The 26,635-nt window shown below is 37.8% G+C and carries 27 protein-coding genes and 6 pseudogenes; 15 read left to right on the top strand and 18 right to left on the bottom strand.

The window, feature by feature from the left end; translation table 11 throughout:
- The first annotated feature begins 13 nt into the window (after positions 1 to 13).
- From WH390_RS15795 to WH390_RS15765, 7 genes and pseudogenes are all read left to right on the top strand, one after another.
- Positions 14 to 364: a hypothetical protein gene (locus WH390_RS15795; RefSeq protein ID WP_395971364.1), complete on the top strand. Its 351-nt coding sequence runs from the start codon at positions 14 to 16 to the stop codon at positions 362 to 364.
- Positions 361 to 1,053, top strand: coding sequence for a type IV secretion system DNA-binding domain-containing protein (locus WH390_RS15790; RefSeq protein ID WP_395971362.1), 693 nt, complete (start codon positions 361 to 363; stop codon positions 1,051 to 1,053). Before WH390_RS15795 ends, WH390_RS15790 begins: the two co-directional genes overlap by 4 nt.
- A pseudogene (locus tag WH390_RS15785) lies at positions 1,050 to 2,032 on the top strand (type IV secretion system DNA-binding domain-containing protein). Before WH390_RS15790 ends, WH390_RS15785 begins: the two are co-directional and overlap by 4 nt.
- Positions 2,033 to 2,067: 35 nt before the next feature.
- The gene (mobF, locus tag WH390_RS15780; RefSeq protein ID WP_395971360.1) at positions 2,068 to 3,474 is read left to right on the top strand and encodes a MobF family relaxase; all 1,407 of its coding nucleotides are present in this window, start codon (positions 2,068 to 2,070) and stop codon (positions 3,472 to 3,474) included.
- A gap of 442 nt (positions 3,475 to 3,916) precedes the next feature.
- The gene (locus WH390_RS15775) at positions 3,917 to 4,759 is read left to right on the top strand and encodes a hypothetical protein (protein ID WP_395971358.1); all 843 of its coding nucleotides are present in this window, start codon (positions 3,917 to 3,919) and stop codon (positions 4,757 to 4,759) included.
- 5 nt (positions 4,760 to 4,764) lie between these two features.
- Entirely contained in the window at positions 4,765 to 5,367 is a 603-nt protein-coding gene (locus WH390_RS15770) for an AAA family ATPase (RefSeq protein ID WP_395971356.1), read from the top strand.
- A gap of 151 nt (positions 5,368 to 5,518) precedes the next feature.
- A complete protein-coding gene (locus tag WH390_RS15765; protein ID WP_395971354.1) occupies positions 5,519 to 6,895 on the top strand; it encodes a conjugative transfer relaxase/helicase TraI domain-containing protein in 1,377 nt (458 codons plus the stop codon).
- 135 nt (positions 6,896 to 7,030) lie between these two features.
- Here WH390_RS15765 and WH390_RS15760 read toward each other — a convergent pair whose 3' ends face one another.
- A complete protein-coding gene (locus WH390_RS15760) occupies positions 7,031 to 7,246 on the bottom strand; it encodes a cold-shock protein (protein WP_026824204.1) in 216 nt (71 codons plus the stop codon).
- Positions 7,247 to 7,456: 210 nt separating this feature from the next.
- Positions 7,457 to 7,840 carry a phosphate-starvation-inducible protein PsiE gene (psiE, locus tag WH390_RS15755; protein ID WP_032116562.1) on the bottom strand — a complete coding sequence of 128 codons (384 nt, stop codon included), beginning with the start codon at positions 7,838 to 7,840 and terminating at the stop codon, positions 7,457 to 7,459.
- A 124-nt stretch (positions 7,841 to 7,964) separates the two neighbouring features.
- Between psiE and WH390_RS15750 the strand changes: the two genes are divergently transcribed.
- Positions 7,965 to 8,453 carry an Hsp20 family protein gene (locus WH390_RS15750; RefSeq protein ID WP_032116544.1) on the top strand — a complete coding sequence of 163 codons (489 nt, stop codon included), beginning with the start codon at positions 7,965 to 7,967 and terminating at the stop codon, positions 8,451 to 8,453.
- A gap of 46 nt (positions 8,454 to 8,499) precedes the next feature.
- Here the strand turns inward: WH390_RS15750 and WH390_RS15745 are convergent, their stop codons facing one another.
- A complete protein-coding gene (locus WH390_RS15745; protein ID WP_032116543.1) occupies positions 8,500 to 8,898 on the bottom strand; it encodes a hypothetical protein in 399 nt (132 codons plus the stop codon).
- Between the two features lie 521 nt (positions 8,899 to 9,419).
- Here WH390_RS15745 and WH390_RS15740 point away from each other — a divergent pair.
- A pseudogene (locus WH390_RS15740) lies at positions 9,420 to 9,895 on the top strand (lytic transglycosylase domain-containing protein).
- Here WH390_RS15740 and WH390_RS15735 read toward each other — a convergent pair.
- The 9 genes from WH390_RS15735 to WH390_RS15695 form a co-directional block, all read right to left on the bottom strand.
- Entirely contained in the window at positions 9,887 to 10,657 is a 771-nt protein-coding gene (locus tag WH390_RS15735) for a hypothetical protein (RefSeq protein WP_395971352.1), read from the bottom strand. The pseudogene WH390_RS15740 and the gene WH390_RS15735 overlap by 9 nt on opposite strands.
- On the bottom strand, positions 10,651 to 11,094 hold the full coding sequence (locus WH390_RS15730; RefSeq protein ID WP_395971350.1) for a hypothetical protein: 444 nt from the start codon (positions 11,092 to 11,094) through the stop codon (positions 10,651 to 10,653). Before WH390_RS15730 ends, WH390_RS15735 begins: the two co-directional genes overlap by 7 nt.
- 69 nt (positions 11,095 to 11,163) lie before the next feature.
- Positions 11,164 to 11,340 (bottom strand): Rop family plasmid primer RNA-binding protein, encoded by a 177-nt coding sequence (locus WH390_RS15725; RefSeq protein ID WP_072012878.1) that lies wholly within the window; start codon positions 11,338 to 11,340, stop codon positions 11,164 to 11,166.
- Between the two features lie 53 nt (positions 11,341 to 11,393).
- A complete protein-coding gene (locus tag WH390_RS15720) occupies positions 11,394 to 11,642 on the bottom strand; it encodes a hypothetical protein (protein ID WP_406850739.1) in 249 nt (82 codons plus the stop codon).
- 93 nt (positions 11,643 to 11,735) lie between these two features.
- Positions 11,736 to 12,164: a ProQ/FINO family protein gene (locus WH390_RS15715; RefSeq protein WP_032116542.1), complete on the bottom strand. Its 429-nt coding sequence runs from the start codon at positions 12,162 to 12,164 to the stop codon at positions 11,736 to 11,738.
- A gap of 3 nt (positions 12,165 to 12,167) precedes the next feature.
- Positions 12,168 to 13,157 carry an Rpn family recombination-promoting nuclease/putative transposase gene (locus WH390_RS15710; RefSeq protein ID WP_032116541.1) on the bottom strand — a complete coding sequence of 330 codons (990 nt, stop codon included), beginning with the start codon at positions 13,155 to 13,157 and terminating at the stop codon, positions 12,168 to 12,170.
- A gap of 226 nt (positions 13,158 to 13,383) precedes the next feature.
- Entirely contained in the window at positions 13,384 to 13,977 is a 594-nt protein-coding gene (locus WH390_RS15705; protein WP_395971346.1) for a 3'-5' exonuclease, read from the bottom strand.
- Positions 13,929 to 14,849, bottom strand: coding sequence for a UvrD-helicase domain-containing protein (locus WH390_RS15700; RefSeq protein WP_395971344.1), 921 nt, complete (start codon positions 14,847 to 14,849; stop codon positions 13,929 to 13,931). The genes WH390_RS15705 and WH390_RS15700 overlap by 49 nt, the downstream gene beginning before the upstream one ends.
- Positions 14,850 to 15,414: 565 nt before the next feature.
- The gene (locus WH390_RS15695) at positions 15,415 to 15,687 is read right to left on the bottom strand and encodes an HU family DNA-binding protein (RefSeq protein ID WP_032116538.1); all 273 of its coding nucleotides are present in this window, start codon (positions 15,685 to 15,687) and stop codon (positions 15,415 to 15,417) included.
- A 684-nt stretch (positions 15,688 to 16,371) separates the two neighbouring features.
- Between WH390_RS15695 and WH390_RS15690 the strand changes: the two genes are divergently transcribed.
- Positions 16,372 to 17,199, top strand: coding sequence for a replication initiator protein A (locus WH390_RS15690; protein WP_395971342.1), 828 nt, complete (start codon positions 16,372 to 16,374; stop codon positions 17,197 to 17,199).
- 297 nt (positions 17,200 to 17,496) lie between these two features.
- Positions 17,497 to 17,685 (top strand): annotated as a pseudogene (locus WH390_RS15685) (ParA family protein); the annotation flags it as partial.
- Between the two features lie 240 nt (positions 17,686 to 17,925).
- Here the strand turns inward: WH390_RS15685 and WH390_RS15680 are convergent.
- The 3 genes and pseudogenes from WH390_RS15680 to WH390_RS15670 form a co-directional block, all read right to left on the bottom strand.
- Positions 17,926 to 18,334, bottom strand: a pseudogene (locus tag WH390_RS15680) (transposase); the annotation flags it as partial.
- A gap of 39 nt (positions 18,335 to 18,373) precedes the next feature.
- Positions 18,374 to 19,363 carry a conjugative transfer relaxase/helicase TraI domain-containing protein gene (locus WH390_RS15675; RefSeq protein ID WP_395971340.1) on the bottom strand — a complete coding sequence of 330 codons (990 nt, stop codon included), beginning with the start codon at positions 19,361 to 19,363 and terminating at the stop codon, positions 18,374 to 18,376.
- The gene (locus tag WH390_RS15670) at positions 19,357 to 19,512 is read right to left on the bottom strand and encodes a hypothetical protein (RefSeq protein WP_395971338.1); all 156 of its coding nucleotides are present in this window, start codon (positions 19,510 to 19,512) and stop codon (positions 19,357 to 19,359) included. The genes WH390_RS15675 and WH390_RS15670 overlap by 7 nt, the downstream gene beginning before the upstream one ends.
- Before the next feature lie 427 nt (positions 19,513 to 19,939).
- Here WH390_RS15670 and WH390_RS15665 point away from each other — a divergent pair, with 427 nt between their 5' ends.
- The 3 genes from WH390_RS15665 (at position 19,940) to trfA (ending at position 22,885) form a co-directional block, all read left to right on the top strand.
- Complete coding sequence (locus WH390_RS15665; protein ID WP_032114512.1) at positions 19,940 to 21,157, top strand: IS91 family transposase; 1,218 nt, start codon at positions 19,940 to 19,942, stop codon at positions 21,155 to 21,157.
- A gap of 431 nt (positions 21,158 to 21,588) precedes the next feature.
- On the top strand, positions 21,589 to 21,765 hold the full coding sequence (locus tag WH390_RS15660) for a hypothetical protein (RefSeq protein ID WP_187290943.1): 177 nt from the start codon (positions 21,589 to 21,591) through the stop codon (positions 21,763 to 21,765).
- Between the two features lie 199 nt (positions 21,766 to 21,964).
- Positions 21,965 to 22,885: a plasmid replication initiator TrfA gene (trfA, locus tag WH390_RS15655; protein ID WP_052044849.1), complete on the top strand. Its 921-nt coding sequence runs from the start codon at positions 21,965 to 21,967 to the stop codon at positions 22,883 to 22,885.
- A gap of 215 nt (positions 22,886 to 23,100) precedes the next feature.
- Here trfA and WH390_RS15650 read toward each other — a convergent pair.
- Positions 23,101 to 24,258, bottom strand: a pseudogene (locus WH390_RS15650) (IS3 family transposase).
- Positions 24,259 to 24,580: 322 nt separating this feature from the next.
- Positions 24,581 to 25,117: a phenolic acid decarboxylase gene (locus tag WH390_RS15645; protein WP_032116586.1), complete on the bottom strand. Its 537-nt coding sequence runs from the start codon at positions 25,115 to 25,117 to the stop codon at positions 24,581 to 24,583.
- A gap of 376 nt (positions 25,118 to 25,493) precedes the next feature.
- Here WH390_RS15645 and WH390_RS15640 point away from each other — a divergent pair, with 376 nt between their 5' ends.
- Positions 25,494 to 26,177 (top strand): IS6 family transposase, encoded by a 684-nt coding sequence (locus WH390_RS15640; RefSeq protein WP_395971333.1) that lies wholly within the window; start codon positions 25,494 to 25,496, stop codon positions 26,175 to 26,177.
- A gap of 46 nt (positions 26,178 to 26,223) precedes the next feature.
- Here the strand turns inward: WH390_RS15640 and WH390_RS15635 are convergent.
- Positions 26,224 to 26,631, bottom strand: a pseudogene (locus WH390_RS15635) (lytic transglycosylase domain-containing protein); the annotation flags it as partial.
- Positions 26,632 to 26,635 lie beyond the last annotated feature (4 nt).

Below are 26,635 nucleotides of genomic sequence, written 5' to 3'. Positions count from 1 at the left end.
AGGAAACTTGATTATGAGTCTTGATGCCAGAAACATGACCCAGGGCGGTCAGGTGATTAAATACATGGTGGCCATGTTTATGCAGATTGCCAATATCGTGGCGTTCTGGGTAATTCTGGCCACCATTCTTGTCTTTTTTGCTACCATCGCCGTTCAAATCCCGCTTGAGAAGATGATACACGGGTTAGCTTACTGGGCAATGGATACACTGGTGATACCGCTACAGGAAGCCATTGGCACCAGCGAAGGCGGCACTTTTACCTTTCACTGGCTAAATCCCCGAACCGATCAGGTGGTTGAATTCGAAAAACCGCCCGCGAGGTACGCCTCGACAGGTATTTTATTCATTGCTATGTGTTATTGAAAGACGCCGCATTCTGGGCGTGGGGCGTTGCCTCCTTTACTTTTGTTGGCCTGATTGTGGCGGTGTTCTGGTGGTTAGGTAAAAAAGGCGCTCAGCAACGTAAAAATGAGATTATCGGCGGTCGCTATCTGGCAAATTCGGTAAAAGAAATTAACCAGTTTTTAAAAGCCAAAGGCAAACTTTCATCGCTTAAAATCGGTGATTTGCACCTGGTTGAAAACAGCGAGCAACAAAATTTTGGCTTACATGGCACCGTGGGAACAGGGAAAAGCACCGCCATTAATGACCTATTGACTCAGGTAAGACAGCAGGGGAAAAGAGCCATTATCTACGATAAAGGCAATAACTTTATCCCGCTTTTTTATCGGGAAGGCAAAGATATTATCTTAAATCCGATGGATGCGCGTTGCCCTAACTGGGATTTATGGCGCGAATGCCAAGACCGCGCTGATTTTGAAACCTTTGCGCTGCCCTTATTCCCCGATGCAAAAAGTGGTGACCCGTTCTGGCTGATGTCTGCTCGCCTGTTGTTTGTGGCGACCGCTGAGCATATGCGTTCACATCCTGACCGCTCGATTAAAAAATTATTGCAGCGGTTATTGTCGATTTCGCTGGCTGAATTGCATGATTTTGTACAGGGCACCGATGCGGCTAATCTGGTTGATGGCAGTATTAAAAAACCGCTATGACCATTCGTACCGTGTTAAGTGCTTATGTGAAAGCGCTGCGCTACTGTCAGGGATTGGAAAAAGAAGGCAAGCCGCCATTTTCTATTCGGGAATGGGTACAAAATGCCGATGAAGATGCCTGGATTTTTATCTCCAGCGATGGTCGCTTACACGCTGCCTTAAAGCCGTTAATCAGCACCTGGCTTAATATCACCATGCAATCCGTGCTAGCCTTACCCCGAGTAGAGAACGACGTATCTGGACGATATTAGATGAGCTACCCAGTCTTCATAAACTGCCCGTTATTCTTGATTACCTCTCGGAGGCGCGTAAGTTTGGTGGGGCAACCCTTATCGGCATTCAAAACTTCTCACAACTGGAAGCGAACTATGGCGCTCAGGAAGCACGTGCGATTTGGGATTTAGTTAATACTACCTTGTATTTCCGTGCCCCCAGTGGCAGTGTCGCCGAGTGGGTACAAAAAGAACTAGGCGAAACCCGTTTGCTGAAATTCCGTGACCAGTACAGTTATGGTGTGGATACTATTCGGGATGGTGTGAACTTCTCGAAAGAAGATACCCGCGAAAAAATTGTCAGTTTTTCCGATATTCAGAATCTGGATGATTTGCAGTGCTTTGTCTCGCTTCTGGGCGATGTACCGATTGTCAAACTCACCTTGGAACATAAAACATATAAAACGATTGCCGCAGGGAAAATTGAGCGTGATGTCTCCGCCATTTTTGATAATCAGATTGAGCAGGAACTGAATAAATCGGGAATTGAAAATAAAGTGGATAAATTGGTCACCGGTCGGCGCACGCAATCAGACCAAAGCAATCAAAACCAGACCAACAACCCGCAGACGATGGAAATAACACCCCTGAACCCGCGCATTACATTGAGACCGTTAACTATGGTGGTGTCAAGGCGACTGAACCCGTTTCTGTTGTTAAAAGCAATGATGTTATTCAAAACATACAAGAGACTAATATCAACTTAAGAAAAACCCAAGCTACCGAGAAGGAGATTTAGCCTATGCTCTCGGTTAAAAATCTCACTAGTGGTGGGGCAGCTACAAGTGCTAACTATTATGAGGAAAAGGATAACTATTACTTTGTCGGTGAAGAAGGGATACAGTGGTTTGGTAAAGGCGCTGAACGGTTAGGATTAACCGGCACGGTGGATAGAAATACCTTTAAACAGATGCTGGAAGGGAAACTAACGGACGGCACCGATTTAAGTTTTAATGTTAATGGTAAAAATAAACATCGACCAGGCTATGATTTAACCTTTTCTGCTCCTAAAAGTGTGTCGGTATTAGCGTTGGTTGAAGGTAATACCGCGGTGCTTGATGCACATAAACAGGCGGTGGTGTCAGCACTCAAAGAGATTGAAAGCGTAACCTCGACCCGTTCAATGACAAAAGGAGTCACGCAAACCGAAATCACCGGCAATTCGATTGCTGCGCTTTTTCTTCACACCACTAATCGTAATCTCGACCCTAATTTACACACACATGCATTATTAATGAATGCCACCTGGTCAGATAAAAAGGGGTGGAAAGCGCTGTCATCAGATAAGATAAACCGCAGTGGATTTAGCGAAATCATTAACGATTTACAGGTTACTTTTGGCGCTATTTATCGCCAGCATCTCAAAGAGAGCTTACAAAAGCAGGGATTTTCTTTTGTTTCAACGGGGAAAAATGGTTTATGGGAAATAGAAGGCGTACCCACCGAACCGTTTTCATCCAGACGCAAAGAGGTTGTTGAAGCAGTGGGTGAAAACGCTTCCGCCAAACAGAAAAGTGCTGCCGTGTTAGCTACCCGTAAGGCAAAAACTTTTACTAATGTCGAGACACTGCATAAAGAATGGCAAGCGGCGCTCGCAAAAACCGGTTACTGCGCGGATAAAGTGAAAAAAGCAGAAAACCTCAACCCATCTACGCCTGTGGTTAACCTAAAAGAGGCTATCTCACAATCCATTAAGGTACTGTCAGATAAAAACACCCGATTTTCCTATGATGCATTATTAACCCATGTCATTAATCGCATCCCTTGCCAGCCGAAAACATTAGAAACATTACGGGAGGAAATTAACCAGGCGATTAAACAGGGAAATCTGGTGCCACTTAATTCAGAAAGCACGCTGTTAACCACAGAAAACCACCTTAAACAGGAAAATGAGGTTAGCACACTCATTCATCAGTTGCGGTACAGCAAACATGAGTTAACAACAACACAGGAAAGCGCATTAGCCAAAAATATTATCCAAAACAATGTTAGATTTAATCTGGTTAATCTTAAAGGCGGGTTTGCCCATGAAGTTCAGGTTATCGACGAAATCCATACCCTTGCCAAAGAAAATAAGTTAAATACCGTTATTATTACGCCCAATAAAAAAATCAGCGATAAATTGCAAGAGCATGTCAATAAAAAGTAAAAACCATCAGCATTGATGACTATTTAAATGACACACAGAAAAATAAAAATAAACGGCAATTAATCGGGATTTACCAGTCTGAACATCTCCCCTTAATAAAGTCGCGTCATTACTCAGTCGTTCCTATGCCGAGGGTGACACGATTATTGCATTAGATAGCGACAGCCGTAAAAACAAAGGACTGACCAATGAAATCGCACGAGCACTCGGCGCTGAACCGATTAATGCCTTTGAATCCAATGCCGATAAACACCTCTATTTTATTCCTGAACAGGACAAAACGAACAGAATACAGACCGCTGCTAATCATTTTGCTAACTTTTATGCCTTAAATAAGGAGGTCATCATTCAGGCAGGCAATAACCCAACAAAAGAAGCGATAACCACACAAACCCGTAATATTTTAATCGAAAAAGGATTACTGTCTGAAAACAAGAGGGTAGTGACCACCAAAAAATCGATATTTTTAGATATGGCTAACCGCAATCAGCGTAACACCTATAACATCGGCATGATACTTGAGCGCACAACAGAAAATGAACGGCAGCAGTATCAGATAAAAAGTATTAGCAAACAAAGTAATAAACTCCTGTTACAGGATAGTGAAGGTAACACGTCTGCGCTTTCAATTAATAAAATCGATAGTCACTACCGTCTCTTCAAGGTACAGGAGATGGAACTGCGAGAAGGTGATAGAGTCAAATCAACCGGTGTGTTTGGCCAGAATATTCAGGCGGGTAAAACCTTTACCATTACCGAGCTAAAAAAAGGCAATTTTTTATTTGCCGATAAAATCATCATGGAAGATGAACACGGCAAAAAAGCGTCATTTACCCCAAAAGCCGATAGCAAACTGGAATACCACTACTGTGAAGCGTTTGGGAATAGCCTTGATAAAAATCAAACCGTGATTGCGGTGTTTAACGAAAAAGAGGTCAATAATTCGACCATCAATCAGATAAGGCGAAGTGGAAAAAACATTATCGGCATTACCGGTTTAGATAGCGATAGTATCCAAAAACGGTTACAGCAAACTGAAATTAGCACCACCGTGCTCGCTGATATCCAGCAAGGCAATGAATCATTCATAAAAGCCGCCGATGTCGCAAAACATAATGTCACCCCTGATATCCAAAAACAGCTAAACATCGCCATTGACCGTCGGACAAAATCAAGTATGGTTTTTAATAGTCTGGATGTGATTACCGATGCAGCAAAATCAAGTGATTTTTCGTTTAATGATTGTATAAATGCTTTTAAACAGCGCCTAAAAAAGGCGAAGTGAAATGCGTGGATGAAACAACACACGAGCTTTATGGTCGCTTTATTCGCAAAGACGATTTTGATAACGAGGTGAAAATCCTCACGCAGATTTTACAGGGCAAAAACAGTCAATTACCGTTAATACAAAATAAAGAAAAACGGCATTTTACCGGATTAACCCAAGGCCAACAAAAAGCCGCCGAACTGGTTTTAACCTCAAAAGACCAGACAATCATGATACAAGGCTATGCCGGTGTCGGGAAAACCACCCAGTTTAAAACGGTAGCACAAGCCCTTAACGATAATCGACCTGATGTGAATATCGTCGGCCTCGCACCCACCCACAAAGCGGTCAATGAATTACAGGCAGCGGGCATAAAATCCCAAACCATCGCCAGCTTTCTGATGGAAAAGCACCAGAGCAACCTCAAAACATCGTATAAAAATACCCTGTTTGTGATTGATGAAAGCTCGATGATTGGCAATAAAACCCTGGCAGAATTACTACTTAACATCACGGATAATGCAGGGAGAGTCGTCCTCTCAGGGGATGCAAAACAGCTAAAAGCCTTCGAGCGGGGCGCCCTTTTGCCCTCGCCTGGCAACGCAGTGCCGCCGATAAAGTCGTGATGGACGAAATCGTCAGACAGACACCCGAATTAAAACCCGCTATTGAAGCGATAATTGCCGGAAACACGCAAAAATCACTGGATATTATTCAGCAGGTTTCCCTGACCGAGTAGCAAGGGATAATGGTGCTTTTATTCCCGAAAGCGCAATCATGAAGAGCGCTTCATCAGGTAAAGCACAGGAAAACGACAATCAAATGATAAAAATGGTGATTGATGACTATGTGGGTAGAACGAAAGAAGCGCGTGATAATACGGTGATTATCACCCCGTTAAATGCCGACCGAAATCAGTTAAATGAAAACATTCATGAGGTGATGCAAAGTCAACAGAGGCTGGGTAAATCAGCCCGTGTTCCTATTTTACAACGCATTAACCATCAGGAAGCGGATTTAAAAGATAGCCAGTTTTGGCAAAACCAGTTGGGGCACATCGCAAAAATCAATCAACATTATTTTGAAATAACAGGAGTTTCAAAAGAAGGCATTGTTAGTCTGGTAAATCGGGAAAATAATCAGGAGAAATACCTGTCACCGCTTGAAGTAAATCCTGCCGTCGTCGCGCTCTTTGAAGACAAAACCATTGAAGTCTCAGAAGGTGAAAAAATCCGGCTCACCACGACCGATAAAGACCGCAATATTGCCAATAACGACAGGGGCATGATAAAACGGATTGAGGACGATAAGCTCTATATTGAGTTAAACGGCAAGCTCGTCACCTATCAACCACAAAAAGAATATGCCGACAGACATCTGGATTACACCTATGCCATCACAAGCTATGCTTCACAAGGCGCGTCTTATCCGTATGTCATCGTCTATGAAGTGGCGAGTACCATCGCTGCAATGGATAATACCTATGTGGAATTATCCCGCGCAAAAGAACACGTTCAGCTTTATTTATCAGATGGCGACGCCTGGATGAAAAACCTGACAAAAAATTCCGGTGACAGAGTAACCGCGCATGACATCCTGAACAAACAGGAAGACCAACTGGCTAGAAATGAAATCAGAATTTGGGATAACAGCAAAGAAGTAGGCAACACCAAATTAGCGCAAAAAATCGACCAAACCCTGGTTGAAATCGCCAGATTCTCACACCATCACCGACCAGAATTATTATTACCTGTCAACAACGAACACGGCATTCAGCGAGGAAATCTCCATATTCCGGTTGGCGTTTATACAGGGAAAACAGACATCGAAGAAGCCACTTACAAAGGTGCATCCGATGGTATCTATATCGTACTAAATAAGGGTAATGATGAGAACAGCGTTAACCTCTATTCACTATCACAATTTGATGAAGCCTTAAAAAATGATAAAAAAGACCATTCGATTGTGATTGAACTGGATAATATCGCTAAAAATGAAATACCCGAAAGTTTACCGCAAGATAGAGAAATAGAAAAAATTAATGATAAGCAGGATATAACATTAGAATCGGCACTACTGCATGATGATGAGAAAATACCCGATCTTCAACTCGAAGAAGAACCACCGAAACTGGAAAAGAAAACGATGAAATGAATATTTCATATCATCATGAAGACGAACAAAAACAGAAAATCAAAGAAAAAGAGTATGGAGATTAATTTTTAATAGGTACTAAATGTGATTATCGCATAGTATAAAGATATCTATGCGATAATATAAATTAATGTACTAGCATAAGGCTATTACATTAGTTGCCGAAGGTCCTTTATGGCCACTTTCGACTGAGAAGTTTACTTCTTGCCCTTCATAGAGCGTTTTATAATCATTACCCTGAATCGCAGAATAATGAACAAACACATCCTGACTGCCGTTTTTAGGTGAAATAAATCCAAAACCTTTATCCGCGTTAAACCACTTAACAATACCTGTGTTGATGCTTGACATATAAGTTCCTTAATTTTGTTAATTAATCAAAAATCTCAAAGATTAACATGATTTTACTAATGGTATTTAATCAGAAGGAACTCATTAATGAAGAGGTATTATGATATCGCTAAATTTTGAATTACTTAAAATTTTACTAATAAAAAGAGATTGTTAATCCCGAAACTAGACTTAATTAACTCATACTTTATCTTTTTAATCAATAGTTTTTTATTCTACAAGACGTTTTGCGTTAGCTAAATACAAGGCTAAGACCATGAATAATATCGATATTGTATAAATCAATACAGAAAATGGATCTTTATGTTCTACGATAATTAATCGAATGATAGCAGTAATACCGATATATACAAAATATTGTAAAGGAAAATGATACAAAGAATTAAAATATTTAATTATCAATGCGATAAATTCAAAATAAAGAAAATAATTAACGATCCCTTCAAGCAAAAGATAAGTCTGGGCTGGATTGGCTGACCTGAATAATAGTAAAGCTAAAGTAAACGTTTCTTTCATCAAAAAAACAATCAAAATAACAGCTAACAATAATAAACTGAAACTAATTATCCATTGCAATATGCGTGATATTAATATTTTGTTATATTTAGTGGTTTCATAAACTATAAAATCCCCTTGAAAATAAATAAGGTTACCCCCATTTAGCATTATAACTGAACAAGGTAATATACGAATCAATAAGCGCAAAAAGGAGGACAATATGGCTTATCGTTCTTTTTCTCTTATTCCTATGCTAAGTGATAACCTGTTATCGGATAGATTTACGCAAATGGATAAACTGTTTAGCAGAATAACCGGCGAGAAACCTTTATCAGATGTTCCATCTTATAATTTATACCAAAAAGATAAAGAAAATCTCGAACTCACCGTAGCAGTTCCTGGTTATAAACAACACGAATTAGATATATCGGTGCTGAATAATAAACTGACCATCAGCGGAAAAAGTGAATCGGAGAAAGAGGAAGAGAGTAATGACAGCAAAACTGAAAAATGGCTACATAAAGGTATTGAGAAAAAAGGTTTTTCGATGAGCTTCGACCTTGACCATCGCATCAGAATCCAAAATGCCAACTTAGCCGATGGTTTGCTAACATTAACCTTTAATTACGAAATACCGGAAGAACAAAAACCACAAAAAATCGCTATTGGTCAAACGTCTCAACCAGAAGTTATTGAGCACAAAAAATAACTTTTAAAGCCCCTAATTTCAGGGGCTTTAAAATAAAAACATTGCCCTATTTCTGTTTAAAAAAATAATTAACTTTGTAATCCACTTCACTAAATTTTTTCTTCACTACATCGTAGCCATATTGATTCATCATTCGTTGATCGATATCTTGAGGTTTAGTATTAGCAAACTCAAACATAGAATCAACTCTTAATTCTGTTTTAAGGACAGCATCAGCAATTAGAGCCAGTTTTTCATCCAAACTAATATCTTGATTACCCCCTTCTTCTCTTTTTTTCTTTAAAACTCTTGCACCGATTTTTAACATATCTAATGCGATAGCAGTACGATTTGCTGTCGATTTGTTCTCACCATCTTTTAATTTTTCATCAATTATTTCATCAATTAAATGCAAAATCGTGAAAGGGATTGTTAATGTCATTCGATGAATATTTTGTTCTTTCATAAAAAATTTTCCTAATTTTATAAAAATAAGACTAATTATTGTTTAATTTTTAACCTTTAAAAAACATCTAAAAACATGCTATAATATGTTTATTAGCATATAATGTAGAAAAACGCTAAAAATAAGCATTATTTAATGCATTTTATAATATGTTTATAAACATTTAATAAAATTAAAATAAGCATATATTTAATATTTATTCTTTATTAACAATTAGTTAAATAAATATTCTTATAATCATTTTAAAATATGTTTATTAGCATTTGTTTTTTGTGATTAAAAAATATTCATATTAAATATAACTAACTGAAATTAAATATAAAATTATGCAAAATTAATTTTGCAAGTGATGTGTGTGTGTGTGTGTGTGTGTGTGTGTGTGTGTGTAAGTTAGTAGTAGAAAAAGTGAATTTGGTGAGGTAATATTGATAGTCTTTATTGGAATTTCTTTAAAAAACTTTTTGCTTTATAGGGGCGACAATATGCCGAATTGTTCTTGATTTTGAATAAAGAGCTACGTGATGAAAATTAAAAATTTAATGTGGCTATTTTTTCTTTTTATCTCAAAGTTATCGCTTGCCGATTGCTTTGATAAAGCCGGAAGTTATTATCAAATAGACCCCGATTATTTAAGAGCGATTGCCAGACAAGAATCAAACTTTAATCCACATGCAAAAAACAAAAATAAAGATGGCTCGTTTGATTTAGGCGTGATGCAAATTAATAGCAAAACCTTTAACGCCATAAAAAAGAATATCCTAAATTATCTGAAAATGACTTAATCAATCATCCTTGTTTAAATATTCATATCGGGGCAATGATTTTAAGTCGTAACTTTGCTCTCTACGGCAAAAATTGGTTAGCAGTTGGTATGTATAACGCAGGAATGCGAAATACCAATACATCAATTAAAAATCGTTTCCACTATGCAAATAAAATTTACCAATACTATAATCAGATTAAAGAAGGAGAAATGATCAGTAAACACCTACAATAAAAAATATATTCTCCTATAACATTTTCTTAAATCAAAAAAATAAACTATCAATACAACAACTATCATGAGCAGGAAGAGAACGAAGAAATTTTTTAAGTCTCTTGATAGAATCAATTTTTTAATTTCCTTATCTACATTACTCGTCTCGATTTTAATCTCTTCGATATATTCACTCATTTTTTCTTTGATTTTCTTTTTACTCGATGCAGAAAAATTTTTCCAAACATAACTCTTGACACCTTGCCGGTTAAAAATGTCCTGATGCGTTAAATTTAATTCCCGTAAACGCATTTCTAGAAGATGACTAATATGCAAAAGGGTCTCACTATCAAACTCATACGCTTCATCACTCACGTATTGACTATACATACTAATGAGGGTAACAACGTCACCTTTCTTTTTAGCAATGGAAAGTGATTGCATAATCTGATGTTTTTCTGCCTTTTTAGCTAAATCTGTTTCTTTATCGGGATGAATAACATTAGCAATCTTTTTGTAAATTTTATTTAGCTCACTCCCTCTAAAAATCTCAGTGATTTTAGTGCCTTGTTCTTCGCCTTCCTGATAATAATTAAACTCAAAATCTGCCCAATCCCGCTCTGAATTTTCCCAATCTTCTTTCTCTTCAGGATGTTTTTCTAAATAAGCATCCTTAATGCCTTCAATCAAATTGACTAAATCATTTTCATTTCCCGATCTGAAGGTATCTCTAATTTCATTATGGGGTAATTCAATATCATTACCAAGCGTGGCTTTTAACATTTTTTAAAATCATTACAGGCTTTATCCAAAATTTTTTGATTCTCTTTGGCAAAATATTTTTCAGCATAATTGTCGAGATCTTCGGCAAGTGAACTGAGGGTCTCAGGATTACAGAAAAACGGGAAATCATATAAGAAATATAACTGACTTTCTAAGTACTCAAAAAGACTCTCACGATCTTTCGAATTCAGATCGCACTTATTACTCAAAAAAGACATAAAATGCTTGACACGTAAACAGCGAATATCTGCGAGTGTTTTTTCATGAGGCAAAACAATCTGTTCATATTCTTGATATAAACTATCGACTTTCAATTCCGCTTTTTGATTACGTTGCTCGTATTGTTTTATTTTATTCCATAAAAAACGGATAGTATCAGCCTGAGACTCGGTATGTTCTTTATGCGAAAAATTTCTTTTTAAGAGAATTTGATTCATATGAAATATTAGTGTTATTTAAGTAAAATAAAAGCATAACATGAAGACATTATTGATAATAATTCTTTATCATCTTTCCAGTGTTCGTTTCAAATTAAGATAAAGCACCTCTGCCATGTCGTGCAAATCTTCGCACTCATCTGCACAATCATCCAGATTAAGCTGATTGAGCTTATCTAAGAGGATTAAGATTTGGCTTTTGATAAAACCTGCCATATTCAGGGCGGTTAGTTCTTGTTTTGTCATTGATTGTTAAAAACGTTCAGTAAAATTAAAAAGGAAATAGATATTAGGTTATTCTACCCGATGATAAGGATTTTTCTTTTCCGGCGCTGTCTGTCAATGGCATGGAGCTGTGAAACTCCGGTAAGTAAATCAGAAACGATTTTCATATTTTGCCCATTAAGTCGATTACCCAATCCGCCCCAACGCTGAATAAGCAATAAATCACCAAATAAATCATAACAGAGTTCCGCTTCATACCAGCGAGAATCATTTTCCCAACGCCAAATCATAGGTTGATGGGATGACTTATTTCGTCGTGCCAAACGTTGCAAATTATCTTCAACATCCGCTTGGGTGACCTCTCCGGCTATCTGACCTTCTTTGTCATAACGAAACGCGCCTAACTGGATAAGGGCTCAATAATCAGCGTGATGACCAATACTCCCTAAACAGGCTCTCAAACGCTTTCTAGCTATCGGTAATGATTTTTCCTTCACCTCCTGCCACATATCCTGCTGGATACCAATTTTCATTGGGCGCAACTTGCCATCAGGGAAAAGATAAGGCCAAAAAGTGGTTATCTGGGAAATAGCTTCCTCTAACGGCAGTCTCTTTTTGGGCGGAGTAGGTGGTTTTGGAATTTTAACCTTCACTGCCTGTTTAGATTTAACGACTGATTTCTTGGGCTGCTGTTTTGCTACTTTGGGAGGATGAGGCTTTTTTGCCTGTTTTTTGGGCGTAGCGTTTACCCAGACCTTTTTACCGTAAACGGGGTTACTTGAGGTCTGTTCTTCCTGTGAAGCTTTTCTTGGGCGATTGAGGCTTAATTTTTGTCGTTCCGTCATCATTTAATCTTTAAACAGGGTGCTCATTTCAGTATCAGTCAAGCCGGTAAATTTCATCACAGATTGTCTGTCCATGCCACTTTCAAGCATTTGGCGCGCTATCTTTATGGATGCCTGTTTTTCGCCCTCTTGAATTCCTTCAAGTTTGCCCTTTTGCATCCCATTTTGTTCACCAATTTGAATACCTTTTTGAATACCTTCTTGAACACCATCATTTTTACCTAGCTGATAGCCTTCTTGTTTTAATGTTTGAGCAATAGTCATAAGTGCCCCTTCGTTTTTCTCTGATTGTTTAGCTATCTCGGTGATAAATTCCATTGGCTTTTGTGAATTCCCTTCTTGGATGAGATAATTAAACAGGGTAATGACTTGATTATCAGTATAATAATTATACGATAACAGTTTAACAATACTATCCAGTAATTCTGTCATATCCCTTCTGCGGATGTGTTTCTGTATCAATTCCAGTAAAGCCATTCGCTTATGCTTCATAATCTCACCATCGTCAAGCGTGGTGACATCGACTAGCTTAAATGGTTTTGTGTATATTTTTTCAGCAATATCACGCCCACTAAAACAGTCTAGCCAATCTGTACTATACGGATGAGGACTCTTTTCACCGCAATAAAACAGGATGGGAAAAACGAGTGGTAGCTCCTTGTGCACTGCTTCCAGATGCTTTTGCATCGTAGCCATACAATAACGCATGAGTCGCCATGCCATCAGTTTATCCGGTGTGGATTGGTGCTCAATCAGCAGATAAATATAACCTTGCTCTTGTTGGGTATTAACAGAATAGAGAATATCGCTCTGGTAGTTTCTCATTTCACTATCAACGAATGAGCCAGATTCCACTTTAATACTATCCAATTCACACAGCGCTTTAATCTCATCTGGTAGCCAGATAGCAAAGAAATCTTTAGCCGTCTCTTTTTCACTTAAAAACTGCTTGAATATCGCGTCATGTGGCGTTGGGGTAAATTTTTTACTCATCCGATATCTTCAATAATTGCTCGCTTCAGATTGAATTATGGCAAACAAACCCGCTATATTAAATACGCTATTTATTCATTACATATTAGATATCATAATCCAGCCACACAAAAACGCACCCTATCTTCTCAGGTGCGTTTATTTTTTGCTATTGGCAACTTTTCATGACTAATCACAGGAAAACGGCTCAAAATCGATTACAGGCTGTTTTACAGGTATTCCTGAGTTAAGTTTGTGCCGTTTTTTCATTCTCAGCAACGTTGGCCAGAATATTTACCAACAATTTGTTGATGATAAGTGTCTTCTTCGCTCGGGTCGCTGAGACATACAGCAAATTGATTTCATCTCTAAAGGCTGCTTTGTCCATATTAGGGTCAAAGAGATTATTCGGAAAGTCATTATTGATTTCGACAATGTCCCATTCCAATCCCTTTGCTCGGTGGGCAGTGGTAACGGTAATACTGGCTTCATCTTCAGTATCTACCGTTCGTTTCCGTAAAACATCCACTTTTTTTGGTAATGGCGTGAATTTTTCGATGATTTTGATAGATTGCAACATTTCCTGGTCGCCACTGGCATGCGCTATGCGCTTATAATTGGAATAATTGCGATATTCGGTGTAAAGCCGCTGGTTGCTCATCTTCTTTCGCTTACCGAGTGAAAACCAGTGAAGGTTAATTAATTCATCGATACGATAAGCATGTATCCCGTTGACCCAATAGATAGTTGCTTTTTTGCTACTGGCTTCGAGCGCTGAACCAATTACGCCTGCTACCGTTCGACTGAGGATGGCGCGGTGAGGAAAACCTTGCTTAGGCATATCAATGAGAATGTCATCTTTTTCCCTCTGCCAACCACTTGATGCGTTTCACCGTTCATGGCCAGTAATGCATTAGCCATATCTGCGATACAAGTACCAAAGCGAAAGCTATGCGTTAACCAGAGACGGTCAGCATCACTAAGCAAAGGCGCCTTTAATGCATCGACCGCCCCTCGAAAACGATAAATCTGTTGATGAGCATCACCCACCATCGCTAATTTCGTCGTTTGACGAAAAACAATATCGTGAGTAACCGGATTAGCGTCTTGCGCTTCATCAAACAAAATAACGTCAAAACGAGGGGAAAGGTTAGGTTGAGAGAGTTGGTACAGCTTCAAATACATATCATGAATAACGGGGAAATTATCAGCAAGGTCAATCATTCGACGCCAGAGTCGTTCACTCTGGATGACAACCTCATTAGCCGTAAACGATTTTTTGACTTCCCCCATCAATATTGAGGGACAGTGGCGTAACATAATCTGATTATCGACACTGCACATAAAGTTCTTTAAGGTGTCCTGAATGGCTTTTACGTATAGCCAGTCATCGCTCTGAGTAGCATTGGCAATATCAAAAAGACGCAGAGAATGGGTTAATCGATTAGCGTAATTTCTACCAAAGCCAGGCCATGCTAGTTGATGGGATGTTTTACAAAGCACATTAGCCGGAAATTTCTCATCCGCCTCTTCCCTCACTGAGCGATTAAACGCAATGTAGAGCATCCGGAGTTCCGGATGCTTTTCGGCATATTTCACTAACGTTGAGGTTTTCCCTGTTCCGGCAAAAGCATTAACCACAAGCTTCTCGCCCTGCCAGTCAATGACAGCTTGTTGTTCTGGCGTTGGATTTATCAAAATTTTTTCCTGCATAACTTAATGCTATAAGTTTACCAGAGAATCCAATAAATAGTTTTGTAGATAAAACGTCTACATTTGCCGAAACGCATAGCCTGTAAAATTAGTTGGCAAAATATAACAATTTGGATGGGTTTGATTGTGAAATACGGAGTTGAAAATCTTTGTTGAAAGTTTATGATTGAGTTGCCATGAGTCGATATTTGATTATTAGAAATAAAAAATTTCCATCAACATAATTAGCCAACTTCAAAAGTTGGCTTTTTCTTTCTTTGAAATCCGAAAATGAAAAATTCGCTAAACGCATTTTGAGACCCAATGAATTTTTTGCTGTACAGAATTTACGTTTTTATCGAGAAAATAGCTCAGAATGGATTACAGGCGGTTTTAGGGGTGGTTATGACGGGTATTTCTGTTTTAATTTTCAAAAATGATTAGATTTAACGATTTTTAGTTTCTGATAGGTGATTCTTGCTGTTCAAAATCGTTCGGTTTCGGACTCTATACAAAACACCTGTACAAAAATAGTCAAATTGTGTTTTGTACAGGCGTTTTAATTCGTACATCGTTTTCGGTCATGTTATTTGACCGCTTCTTTCAAACTTTTACCCGCTTTAAAACTCGGTACGTTTGCAGCAGCAATTTTAAGTGTCTCACCCGTTTTGGGGTTGCGTCCATCTCTGGCTGCGCGTTGCTTAACCTGAAAACTACCAAAGCCAACTAGCTGTACGTCATCTCCCGCCTTTAGTGCTTCTGTCACCGTTTCGATGAATGCGTTAAGTGTTTTCTCTGAATCTTTTTTGGTTAAGTCAGCTTTTTCAGCGATTTGATTGATGAGTTCTGTTTTGTTCATGTTGTGCCTGAATGAGTGGATACTTTAATTCTAGTGATGCTAGCTGTAGCAACTGAATAGTGCAATGTTTCAGTGTAATTAACCAAAAAAAAACAAAAAAATCTTTTTAATTAAAACTCCTCCGCTCGCCGCAAGTCTGTGACCGAGCGGAGCGAGTGAGCAGACGAGGAAGCGGAATATCACAATTGCAAAAAAGAAATACGGTCACTCAGTAGTAATATATTTTTCGGTTAGAGTTTTATTGGATGAAAAGTTATCCACAGAAAAACCTCGCGTGCGCGAAGTTATATTTAGTTATGTATAAGTTAAAAGAGTTAAAAGACAAAAAAAGAGTAGTAAGGTTATGTTTTTACTATATAAAAAAATATAATATTTTCCTAAATTACGATACTTTTTTCCTAAATTACGATACTTTTTTCCTAAATTACGATACTTTTTTCCTAAATTACGAATGACTTGAGAGTTTGTCCACAGTTTTTTTTGCAGTTTTTGATTAATTAACGCTCTGATTTTATCATTAGTTCCTAAATTACGATATGTATGCTATAATTTTCTTAAATTACGATGAATTTCGCAATTCCTAAATTACGAAAAGATCATTTAAAAAAATAAACAAGCTCATTCGGTGCTATCAACACTGAATGAGCTCTAACCAACAATCCTAATCAATCTAGGAGAGAGGCTGTGGTTGATCATACAAAGAAAACAGGAAAACGCAATTTGAAGACGTTACGCCCACGTAAACATAAGCAATTAGAGTTTTTCATTGCCGACGAGGTTGATGTTTCAACTTTTCGCGATGAAATTGCCAGTATGGAGCATCCTTTTTTTGCCTTGAAAGGCGGTGATACAAAAATTAGACAATATAAAAATGGTAGTGTAATCGTTACTGTTAGGCCAGCGGTTGAAATTGGATTAGCAACAATTTTTGATAAGGATATTTGGATTTATGCTATATCTAAATTACAAGAAGCCATTAATAACGGGCGCCCAATTAGTCGTATTATAACTTTTACCCCATATGACTTTTTTGTTACGACTAATCGTAGTTCAAGTGGTGTCGGTTATCGAGAATTAAAAAAAGCACTATCTCGATTAAAAGGTACTACCATTGAAACGAATATCGTATATTCGGAAGATAAGGAAGAAACCGCCATTTTTGGTTTAATTGATAAAGCTAGAATTTTGGAAGATAAAAAGGGTCAACTTGAAATTGGTATGGTTGAACTTACATTACCTGAATGGCTTTATCAGGCAATCACAAAAACTAAGGTATTACAAATTAGTCCTGATTATTTTCGTATCAGGAAAGCAATCGATAGACGATTATATGAAATAGCGCGTAAACACTGTGGCAATCAGCATGAATTTATTATTTCACTCGATAAATTATATGCTAAAACAGGTAGTACAGCAGCTTTATCTAAGTTCAAATTTAATATTAAGCAATTAGCTAAAACGAATGATCTTCCTGATTATGAAATTCTTTTAATTCCACCACTGATAAAATAATTTTTAAAAATCGCAATCAAAATACTCCTCAGGCAGAAGCTTCACGTAAGAGAGAAAAAGGTAAACGTGAAGTTTATAAGATAAAAAAACACTTATTGAATAAGTGAAATTTATATAAATTAGATAGCAGCTACCTTTTTTATATCTTATAGCTAGCTAAAAAAAAGGTAGCTGAAAGCTTGCAAAATAAACCTCATTTATTATTATCTAATGTATATTAACAAGCTATCTGAAAGATAGCTAATATATATCAGATAGCTTGCGGATAGATATATTTTATCTAAAAATGGTGATAACATGACATGTATAATTGCGTTTGTATCACAGAAAGGTGGGGTAGGAAAAAGTACTTTAAGCAGAGCATTAGCTAGAGAAGCAACAATAGAGGGCTTAAGAACTAAAATTGCTGATCTCGATATACAACAATCCACTACGGTTGATTGGCATAGACGTCGATTGCAATTCAATATACAACCCTTAATTTCAACGTCTAAGAATTTCAAAAATAATTTAACAAAAAGTTAACATACATTATTAAGCAGAATAACGGGGATAAAACGTAATTTTTTCTTTTTTGAGGTGAGAGAAAGATTTATCAATAAGCGGGTAGTTTGCGGAAAAGTGCAGGGAACTACGTTAAGGTTTTATGGGTCTGTAAAATTTTTTGTGTAAATGGCTCCTCCGTTAGCAGGTGATCCGATCACCGTACATCAACATAAATTGACTCATGGCGGGTTTCCAATCTTTGATAGGCATCGTCCATTTTATTGAAATATCTTGCAAGCCTCGATTCTTGAGTTCTGTTATCACCGATAGCCAGAATTTAGCTTCTTCGCTTTTTGCTATCCACAAGCCCAACAATTCCTTCTCTCCATGGATATTTATGCCCAAAGCGAGGTAAACGGATTTGTTGATGACTACGCCGGAATCCTGACTTTTAACAACAATACAATCAAGATAAACGATAGGATACAGCCCCTCCAGCGGTCTCTTCTGCCAGCCTTTAACTCTTCCATCACCTCATTGGTTACCTGAGAAATGAAGGTTCCGGACACACTTCAACTCCATAGACTTCTTGAAAATGTGCCTGAATATCTCGAACCGTTAACCCTCTCGAATACAAAGAAATTATACGTTATATTTAATGTGGTTAATTTTTATTTAAACCAGAAATTTAATCCCCATACTCTTTTTCTTTAATTTTTTGTTTTTCTTCGTGATGTAAAATATTCACTTCATCGTTATCTAATCGTTTAGATTCTTTATCGGAGTCTGCCTCGTCTATCGATAGATTGTTTTCGGTTGGTAATGACAACTCCTCGTCATTCATCAATTTTTCGCTATCCTCACTCTCAAGGAGTTTACTCTCCACATCTTTTAACAATGTCTCACTGATGTCAAGGTTTAACGCTTTATCTATATCGATGGAAAGACTTTCTTCTACTGTAGTTGCTAATTCGTTGAGCTTCTCTTTTTCCTGCGTAATTTCTATCACGATGGTAGTATCCGTTTCTATTTGTTTTAGTGCGCCTGGTAACTGGTCAGTCTGATAGGTTTTGGGTTCCACACTTTCATCGCCCTTCTGAAGAATGATGTACTTACCTTCTTTCGCACCCTGATAACTGGCGCTTTCAAAATCAATATTGCCCGTATAAATCCCTACTGGCAAATGGTAGTTGCCACGGTGGATACCGTTTTCATTGACAACGGGCAATAAGATTTCAGGGGATTTATTTAGGGAACTTAATCTTCCTGCCTCGGCGATGACTGGGTCTACTTTTTTCGCTAATGCGGTTTGGGTGATAACTTTGCTTTGCTCCCACAAAGTTTTTTCACTCACTGCCAATTGGTCATCCTGACGTTTGATAAAATCATGGGCTGAAAAACGCTCACCGCTATGGGTTTCAATGTGCTTTATCCATTTCTCGGTATCGTCGAGGTAGACCTGAACATGGGTTTTACTGCGTGAGAATTCGACATAAGTATTATCCAGCGCGGCCAGTTTCGCTTTGTTGTCACTCGCACCATCATAAACAATCACATAAGGCACGGATGCACCCTGTGAAGCATAAGCGGTAACGGCATAGGTATAATCAAGATGCCGGTCGCTCATTTCCTGATTGGGTTGATAGGTTAATGTCTTACCATTAAAATCAATTAACAAGGTATCCCCTTCAATTTTTTCACTATCCCTATCTCATTATTTGCCGCCATACGTTCTTTATCGGTGACGGTCAGCCTAATTTTTTCGCCTGGACTGACGGTTATCTTATGCGCCTGATACAATGTGACGGCATCGGGATTTAGCGTCATTACTGAAAGATAACGCTCTTGGTGATTGTCAGACTGATGCAGTGAGAGGGTGCCATCTGCTGACGTTTCATTAATGTGATAATAGGTATATTTTGTTTAATCAGGGGTAACTGGGTGTTTTTGCCTTTGAACGAATCAGCCTACGGCTGCAAATCGATAACCAGTAAGTACAGACATAAAAAAAACCGCCTGTAATTGATTTTAAGGCTATCAAATAAAAAACCTATCATTCCCTATTACCCATCGTATATCTCTTCATAAAAAGTGATACAGGACGTTTTATAGCGTGTTTTGTCGGTTAGTTAAATAAGATTTGGTTAAATAATCCTGCAACGTTAAAATTGATTATTTTTTCACCCTAAAACATGACAGTTATTAATCGTTAAATGGCTAATTTCGTTTCTTTTTTCCGTGAGTTAACTTCCCGATGAGAGCTGATTTTCAACCCAAACCGTTAAAATTGCTTTTTGAGCGGAATAATGCATGGGCGGCGATCATGGAAACTACCCAACTGAGAGATATTGAAATCGAGGTGGTAACAAAAATGTTAGCCTGTGGCACAACGATGATGGGGTTCCGTCAATACTGTTGTGAAAATGAAGATTGTGCTCATCAGAAGTTAGTTTGTTTTACCTGCAAGGGACGAGGTTGTCCATCCTGTGGAACAAAAGCCACGGATACTTGGATAGACACAAATATAATGCGTTTACCGGATGTCGAATGGCAACATGGTACGTTTACGATGCCGGATAGTCTTTGGCTTCTCTTTGAATTGAATCGATGGTTACTAGGGAAACTGTTCCCGTTTGCTGCGGACAATTTACTTTATGCAGCAAAAAAACGGGGATTAACAATGGGTATTTTTGGTGCGCTACATACCTATGGGAGAAAACTAAACTGGAACACGCATATTCATCTCTCATGGACAATGGGCGGCATCAATCAAAATGAAAAATGGAAGTCGATGCAATTTGACCTCGCTAAAGTCAGAAAACGTTGGATGTGGAATATTCGACAATATCTTCTTTCTGTCTGGGGGAAAATTTACCTACCTGAAAGTTTACAGCACATAAGAGATTATGATGAGTGGAAGCGGTTTATTCTGAATGCAGGGAAAAATGCTGAAGGTAAAGATTATTGGCATGTTTATTTTGCCGACCCGACATCCAATGCCCAAAAAACAGCAAAGTATATTGGGCGTTACCTGAAGAAACCGCCAGTCTCTGGCGCAAGGCTAGCGCATTATGATGGAGGAAGTCGCATTACGTTGCGGTTTTTCGACCATAATACCGGTCATTATAAAAATTTAGATTTAACCCAGAAAGAATTAATTTTACGGCTTATCAAACAGATCCCCGAGAAACATTTTCGGATGATCCGTTATTTTGGTTTTTTGGCAAATCGAGTGGTGGGAAAATTACTCGATATTGTTAGAAAAGCAGTGGGACAATCGGCATTCAAAAGAAAACGTTCGATGACTTTTACCCTGCTAAGCCAGCGGTTTTTAGGAGTCGATCCGTTTAGTTGCATTCTTTGTGGTGGCAGGATGAAATTTTCTCGTTTTATCGAAGGATTGAGGATAGCTCAATTAGTCGATCATGCTTTAGAGATTGCTCGAATGCGTTACGTCCCCTTTTTGGGGTAAGGGGAGATCTACTTAAAATCCACTCAATTGTACAAAGTTAACTCATATTGTTCATAAAAACATCATTACCGCTTATTGACAAATCTTTCTCTCGCCTCAAAAAGAAAAAAATCACGTTTGATACCCGTTATGCTGCTTAATAATTAATGTTAATTTTTCGTTAAATTATTTTTGAAATTCTTATACATTTATTTTGAACGAATATAAGTTATTGTATTTATTTATTTTTTATTTTTATAACTGCTTTTAGTTAAAGCTATTTACATGTCAATTTTTTTTAGTAATTGTTCCACCCTACCTGCTATCCCGTGCCACCCTACCTGCTATCCCGTGCTTTATTGGGAAATATATATCTGAAAAAATGTTGACAGGAATTATTGGTCACTATATAAGTGTAAGTGTAAGTGTAAGTTTTGCATTATGGGGGAAAATTGAAAAGAATAAAATATGCAGATTATGAAAACGATATAGTTAGGTTGAGAAATGAAGGAGTTAGCTATGCAAACATTGCTCTTTGGCTTGCAGAAAACAAAAAAGAAATGGCCTCTGTTAATGGTGTCAGAAATTTTTTGCTGAAATTGGAGATAAAAGAAAAATCAAGTAAATAAGTGTTGCCCTTATCCAGACAAGAACGCAGGGCAACACTAGGCATCTACATCAATAGAGGAATATTGATATGTCTGCAAAGAACATGATAAGTGTTTATAAAAGGTTATGTAAAGAAGTTACTCTGCGTTTTTTTACAATGCGTGGGGATGCGTTTGCATTATTGTTGTACATACTGACGACATTACGAGCGGAGGTTATGTGAGCAAAAACGTGAAATCTCGTTGGGATGACATTGGTAAACGCATTATGGAGAGAAAAAATAAGTCTCCTGATAGGGTTGCTGATAAAATTAATGCGATCCTTAACCGTGAAGATGAGTTATCAGCATCACCAATACCAAATACAACAATGAATTCTCAATCTCTTAATACTATTTCTAAGGAAGAAAATAAAAAAAAATACTTACCCATTAGTAAAAAAACACAGATACCTGCACCGAATGTGGTATTACGCAGTGCTTTGTTTGGTGTTGTAAAAAGAGGTTCTAGGAAATATGAAAAAAATGTTCTGAAAACTACACTAAATGGCTACACCGTAAAATTTACAGGTGAACAATTAGATCAGTCGGATTTGGATGTATGGCTAGAATGTTTACAACGTTGTCAGGATTCTCCTCTAGGGTATACGGTTCGGTTTGCAGCTCATAATTTTTTGCTTTCAATACAGCGGAATACAGGTAAATCAGATCATGAATGGCTGAAGAATAGCCTCCTACGTTTAAAAGCCAATGCGGTTGAAATTTCTGACGGTAAATATACTTATATCGGTAGTATTATTGATTTAATCTACCGAGATGAGAAAACAGGGGAAAATTGCTTGGCGCTAAATCCTAAAATATCAGCCTGTTTTGGTGATGCAGGTTGGACAGGAATAACTAAAGAAATAAGACTCAAACTTAAAGGTAAACCTTTGACTCAGTGGTTATATGGTTTTTACAGCAGTCATGCTAAGCCGTTTCCCGTAAAAGTAGCGACACTGAAAGAATTGTGTAGTAGCGAAATAAAAGAATTATATAAATTTAGGCAGATATTACAAAAATCTTTGAACGAATTATCTGCTGTTACTTGTTGGTTATATGAAATTGATAACACAGATAAGGTAATACTTAAGAAACATTGAAATAAAAATAACGCTCTTTATACGTGTAACTAGCACGCACAAAGAGCTAACCCAAACCCTAATAACGCTAGGAGTCGGACTATGCGAAATAGTACGCATATTGCACGCATAATGAAAGCGTGCGGCATATCAATCGAGCAGCTTTTGAGCTTTGCTCTCACATCGAAATACCTTACAACCCGTCAGTGTAATGGTCAACAAATTCTGTAGAAGATCTAAGCGGCATTCTTTAGTTCATGATATTTTTGATGTGGCGTTAAATAACCAATCGTTGAATGGCGTCGATAATAATTATAAAACTGAATGTAATTTTCAACTTCATAGACAACAGATTGATGATTCATAAACGATAAATGGTTAAGCTTTTCTGTCTTTAAACTCCTAAAAAATCTTTCCATCACGGCATTATCGAGGCAATTACCTCGCCGACTCATGCTTTGAGTTATTTTCCGTTCAAAGAGGTGCGCCCTAAACTCCTCCGATGAATATTGGCAACCTTGATCTGAATGGAACATCAAACTTGTCGTATCCGGTAATTGCCGTTCAATGGCGTTATCTAAGGCTTCTTTCACTAATTTCGTATCCGGTTTTGTTGATAAGGCATAACCAATAACTTCTTTGGTGGCTAAATCTAACACGCAAGCTAAATAGCTCCACCCATAGTGATATCTAATATACGTGATATCACCGACATAATAGTGATTATGCTGTTGAGGGGAAAATTGTCGTTTAAGCAAATTAGGGGCATATCGATGTTCGTTACCCGATGAGGGATAGTAATGCTTTTTCGTTGGTCTAATTGCAACTAATTGATTTAATTTCATGATGTTTGATATTTTATAAGTGCCAATCTGGCACCTAAACCCTTTAACTCAGCTTGGATACGTCTTTTGCCATAAGTTTGGCCCGATGTATAAAAAATACGTTTGATTTCGCCACACAGCCTTTCATTTTCAACTGTCGGTATTTTCGTTTCATAATAAAAACTACTACTGCTTACTTCAAAAAGATGGCATAACTCAGTGACCGTAAAATTGGGGTACATAATTTTCATTTGCTTCACGATTTTGAGTTTTGATTGTCGAGGATGAAGTAAGCCGCGGCTTTTTTAATATGTCATTATCCCTCTGAGCACGCTTAAGTTTTGCTTCTAATTCTTGTATGCGCTGTTGCTCGGGCGTTAACGCTTTTGATTTTACAGGCGTATTCCCATTCAACTCGGCAAGATATTGTTGCTTCCAGCGCGATACGGCAGATTTACCCGCACCGGATATTTTTTCAACTTGGATATTGCTATATCCACCTTCAACCATGAGTTTTGCATATTCCAGTTTTTGCTTTGCGCTAAAGGTCACTTTTACTTTTCGTGGCATGTTTATACCTATAAGATTTTGCTTAATTATAAGCTATAAATCTCTACAGTTTTATTAGACCACTACAGGTGTGAACAAGTCGAATTTGACAGAGGATATTCCGATTCTGCGGCAGGGTTGTTCGGTGCTCGCTCCGCTTCAGCCCTGCAAGAGAAACGTTGCCATAAAAAATGGGAGTCAAACTTAACAATCCTATCACAACAACACCTTGTTAATTATTAGCATGATTCATCAAGTAGCCGGAATCGCTGTCCACTTTCACCGGAATACGCAAGAGAAAGATATATTTATTCAACAACAAACTAACATCTAAATTATTATATTATCGAGCATTTTTAATTTCGTCACAAAAACAAGGAGGAAGTTGCCCTGGCGCTTTATTGATAACTTCATCATTATCCAGCCCTTCATTTTTCATGGAAACAATTTTTGCAAATTCAGAAATAATTACGTAAGGATAAGCAGGACCTTCGTCACGGAATCGGAGCATGTCATCAATAAATTCATTTTGATAACAGATAGTTTTTTCAGGATGTTGCCCTTCACCAGCAATCCATTGAGGGAAAAATATTGTTCCGTGTACTAATTCCCGCTTTAAATCAAACAAAAGGCTTACGGATGTACCAGTAGGTTCATGCCAGTCGACTTTATAAACATGTGATGCAAATTTAATCGCATGCATCTTTTGGTGTGTGACCCAACGCCCTCCAACAAGACCATAATAGATTCGGTAATCACATGTAGTATGATTACGAGCATACCATTCATATTTCCATCCATTGTCGTACGCATATAGAAAATCGGTGCCTATAAATCCAGATAGATCCTCTGTTTGTTTTTTTAATGACTCATGCTTCATTGAAGTTGACCTCTATTTTTATCAAAACGTGATTAATGCTTTAAGATGAAGTTTAAACTGTAAAAAGTGGCAACCAGTAAAGGTGTGGTGCGGATATTTAACATCGATTACTCAGATTGTGCTCATTACTAAGGAGTAGGGGCAATCCTATAGCAAATAATGGACTAAGTATAATTCTATTTCACTTAGTGAAATAGAATCCAGACTTCATTCATTACACAAATGTTCTTCAAATATCGCAAAGCGCATCAAAATACCCGAACGGGTCAAAGCGACCGCGACGAAAAATAACAATGTAATTGGTTCTGTCGCATTAAGAATATCTATTTGATAAAATGAAAAGTTAGCTATTTTTATACCGATATGAGATGCCACTATGAATATAGTTAAACAAACTTTTAAACGTCTCCACTATCCCGTCGAAGTTATTTTAGTTTGTCTACATTGGTATTTAGCTTATTCATTAAGTCTGCGTAATCTCGAAGAGATGATGCAAGAAAGGGGTATATTTGTTGATCACTCTACGATCCATCGTTGGATATTACGATTAACACCAAAGCTGGCCAGTGTTGCCCGAAAGAAACGAAAAATCTATGGTGGCAGCTGGTATCTGGATGAGACCTATATAAAAATAAAAGGGAAATGGCATTATCTTTATCGAGCGGTAAATGGTCATGGCGAAACCATTGATTTCATGTTAAGTAAAAAGCGCAATAAGAAATCCGCCTATCGGTTTTTAAGAAAAGCTATTGTTCAAAATACTTATCCAACGGTGATTAATATCGATAGAAGCAAAGCAAACAGAGCAGCCATTCAATTAGTTAATAAACCCGATCTCATGATAAAAAGCCGGCAGTGCCGTTATCAAAATAACATCGTGGAGCAAGATCACCGTTTTATTAAAAAACGCTATCGATCGAGGTTAGGATTTAAAACGTATCAAACGGCAAAAGTGTTATTGGAAGGAATAGAAATACTGCATATGCTTCATAAACAACAAATCCCTATCAATGGACAAACGCTCTCTCCGGTAGATGCCTTTTATGCTTTAGCTGCCTAACAATTCCTTTAAATACCACAAATCAAACTTTTCACATTAATGCGACAGAGCCTTCTTTTTTCAACCCCGTTGAAAAATTACCGGCGTAATAGCAACTAAGTGCTCTTTTCAAAGTGCCACCGCGCTGATAGCAATCGGTCATGATTTTTTCAAAAATGGCAAGATTGGTGCAGGGTTCGAAGAGTTGTTCATCATTAACATTGTAGGTTTTAAAATTGGTACTGGTGATTTGCATCAGGCCCAGCGAGTAACGTTTTCCTTGTGTTTTTAATTGATTAATATGTGAAAGTGCCTGGTTTTTGCTCTCAGGAAACAGTCCTTTTTTTACGCCTACAATGCCGATGGCATAAGGATTAAAACCGGACTCCACTCTGGCAACCGCCAAGGCCGTATCAGGATGGACAGAAGGCGCACACTGCATGGCTAAGGCAAGAAACGCCGTGGTGGATAACATGAAT

The organism is Candidatus Arsenophonus nilaparvatae (assembly GCF_045346035.1).
In the GTDB taxonomy this organism is placed as follows: domain Bacteria; phylum Pseudomonadota; class Gammaproteobacteria; order Enterobacterales; family Enterobacteriaceae; genus Arsenophonus; species Arsenophonus nilaparvatae.
This window is presented reverse-complemented; position numbering and strand designations above follow the sequence as displayed.

What these genes read in the sequence shown, in the direction of transcription:
- WH390_RS15640 (WP_395971333.1), top strand. Translation starts at nt 25,494, where the DNA reads ATGAATATAGTTAAACAAACTTTTAAACGTCTCCACTATCCCGTCGAA.
- WH390_RS15765 (WP_395971354.1), top strand. Translation starts at nt 5,519, where the DNA reads ATGAAGAGCGCTTCATCAGGTAAAGCACAGGAAAACGACAATCAAATG.
- WH390_RS15760 (WP_026824204.1), bottom strand. Translation starts at nt 7,246, where the DNA reads ATGTCAAGCATCAACACAGGTATTGTTAAGTGGTTTAACGCGGATAAA.
- WH390_RS15735 (WP_395971352.1), bottom strand. Translation starts at nt 10,657, where the DNA reads ATGTTAAAAGCCACGCTTGGTAATGATATTGAATTACCCCATAATGAA.
- WH390_RS15670 (WP_395971338.1), bottom strand. Translation starts at nt 19,512, where the DNA reads ATGACGCTAAATCCCGATGCCGTCACATTGTATCAGGCGCATAAGATA.
- WH390_RS15705 (WP_395971346.1), bottom strand. Translation starts at nt 13,977, where the DNA reads ATGCCTAAGCAAGGTTTTCCTCACCGCGCCATCCTCAGTCGAACGGTA.
- mobF (WP_395971360.1), top strand. Translation starts at nt 2,068, where the DNA reads ATGCTCTCGGTTAAAAATCTCACTAGTGGTGGGGCAGCTACAAGTGCT.
- WH390_RS15695 (WP_032116538.1), bottom strand. Translation starts at nt 15,687, where the DNA reads ATGAACAAAACAGAACTCATCAATCAAATCGCTGAAAAAGCTGACTTA.
- WH390_RS15715 (WP_032116542.1), bottom strand. Translation starts at nt 12,164, where the DNA reads ATGACGGAACGACAAAAATTAAGCCTCAATCGCCCAAGAAAAGCTTCA.
- WH390_RS15730 (WP_395971350.1), bottom strand. Translation starts at nt 11,094, where the DNA reads ATGAATCAAATTCTCTTAAAAAGAAATTTTTCGCATAAAGAACATACC.
- WH390_RS15645 (WP_032116586.1), bottom strand. Translation starts at nt 25,117, where the DNA reads ATGAAGCATGAGTCATTAAAAAAACAAACAGAGGATCTATCTGGATTT.
- WH390_RS15745 (WP_032116543.1), bottom strand. Translation starts at nt 8,898, where the DNA reads ATGAAAGAACAAAATATTCATCGAATGACATTAACAATCCCTTTCACG.
- WH390_RS15795 (WP_395971364.1), top strand. Translation starts at nt 14, where the DNA reads ATGAGTCTTGATGCCAGAAACATGACCCAGGGCGGTCAGGTGATTAAA.
- WH390_RS15700 (WP_395971344.1), bottom strand. Translation starts at nt 14,849, where the DNA reads ATGCAGGAAAAAATTTTGATAAATCCAACGCCAGAACAACAAGCTGTC.
- WH390_RS15750 (WP_032116544.1), top strand. Translation starts at nt 7,965, where the DNA reads ATGGCTTATCGTTCTTTTTCTCTTATTCCTATGCTAAGTGATAACCTG.
- WH390_RS15665 (WP_032114512.1), top strand. Translation starts at nt 19,940, where the DNA reads ATGAGAGCTGATTTTCAACCCAAACCGTTAAAATTGCTTTTTGAGCGG.
- WH390_RS15725 (WP_072012878.1), bottom strand. Translation starts at nt 11,340, where the DNA reads ATGACAAAACAAGAACTAACCGCCCTGAATATGGCAGGTTTTATCAAA.
- WH390_RS15710 (WP_032116541.1), bottom strand. Translation starts at nt 13,157, where the DNA reads ATGAGTAAAAAATTTACCCCAACGCCACATGACGCGATATTCAAGCAG.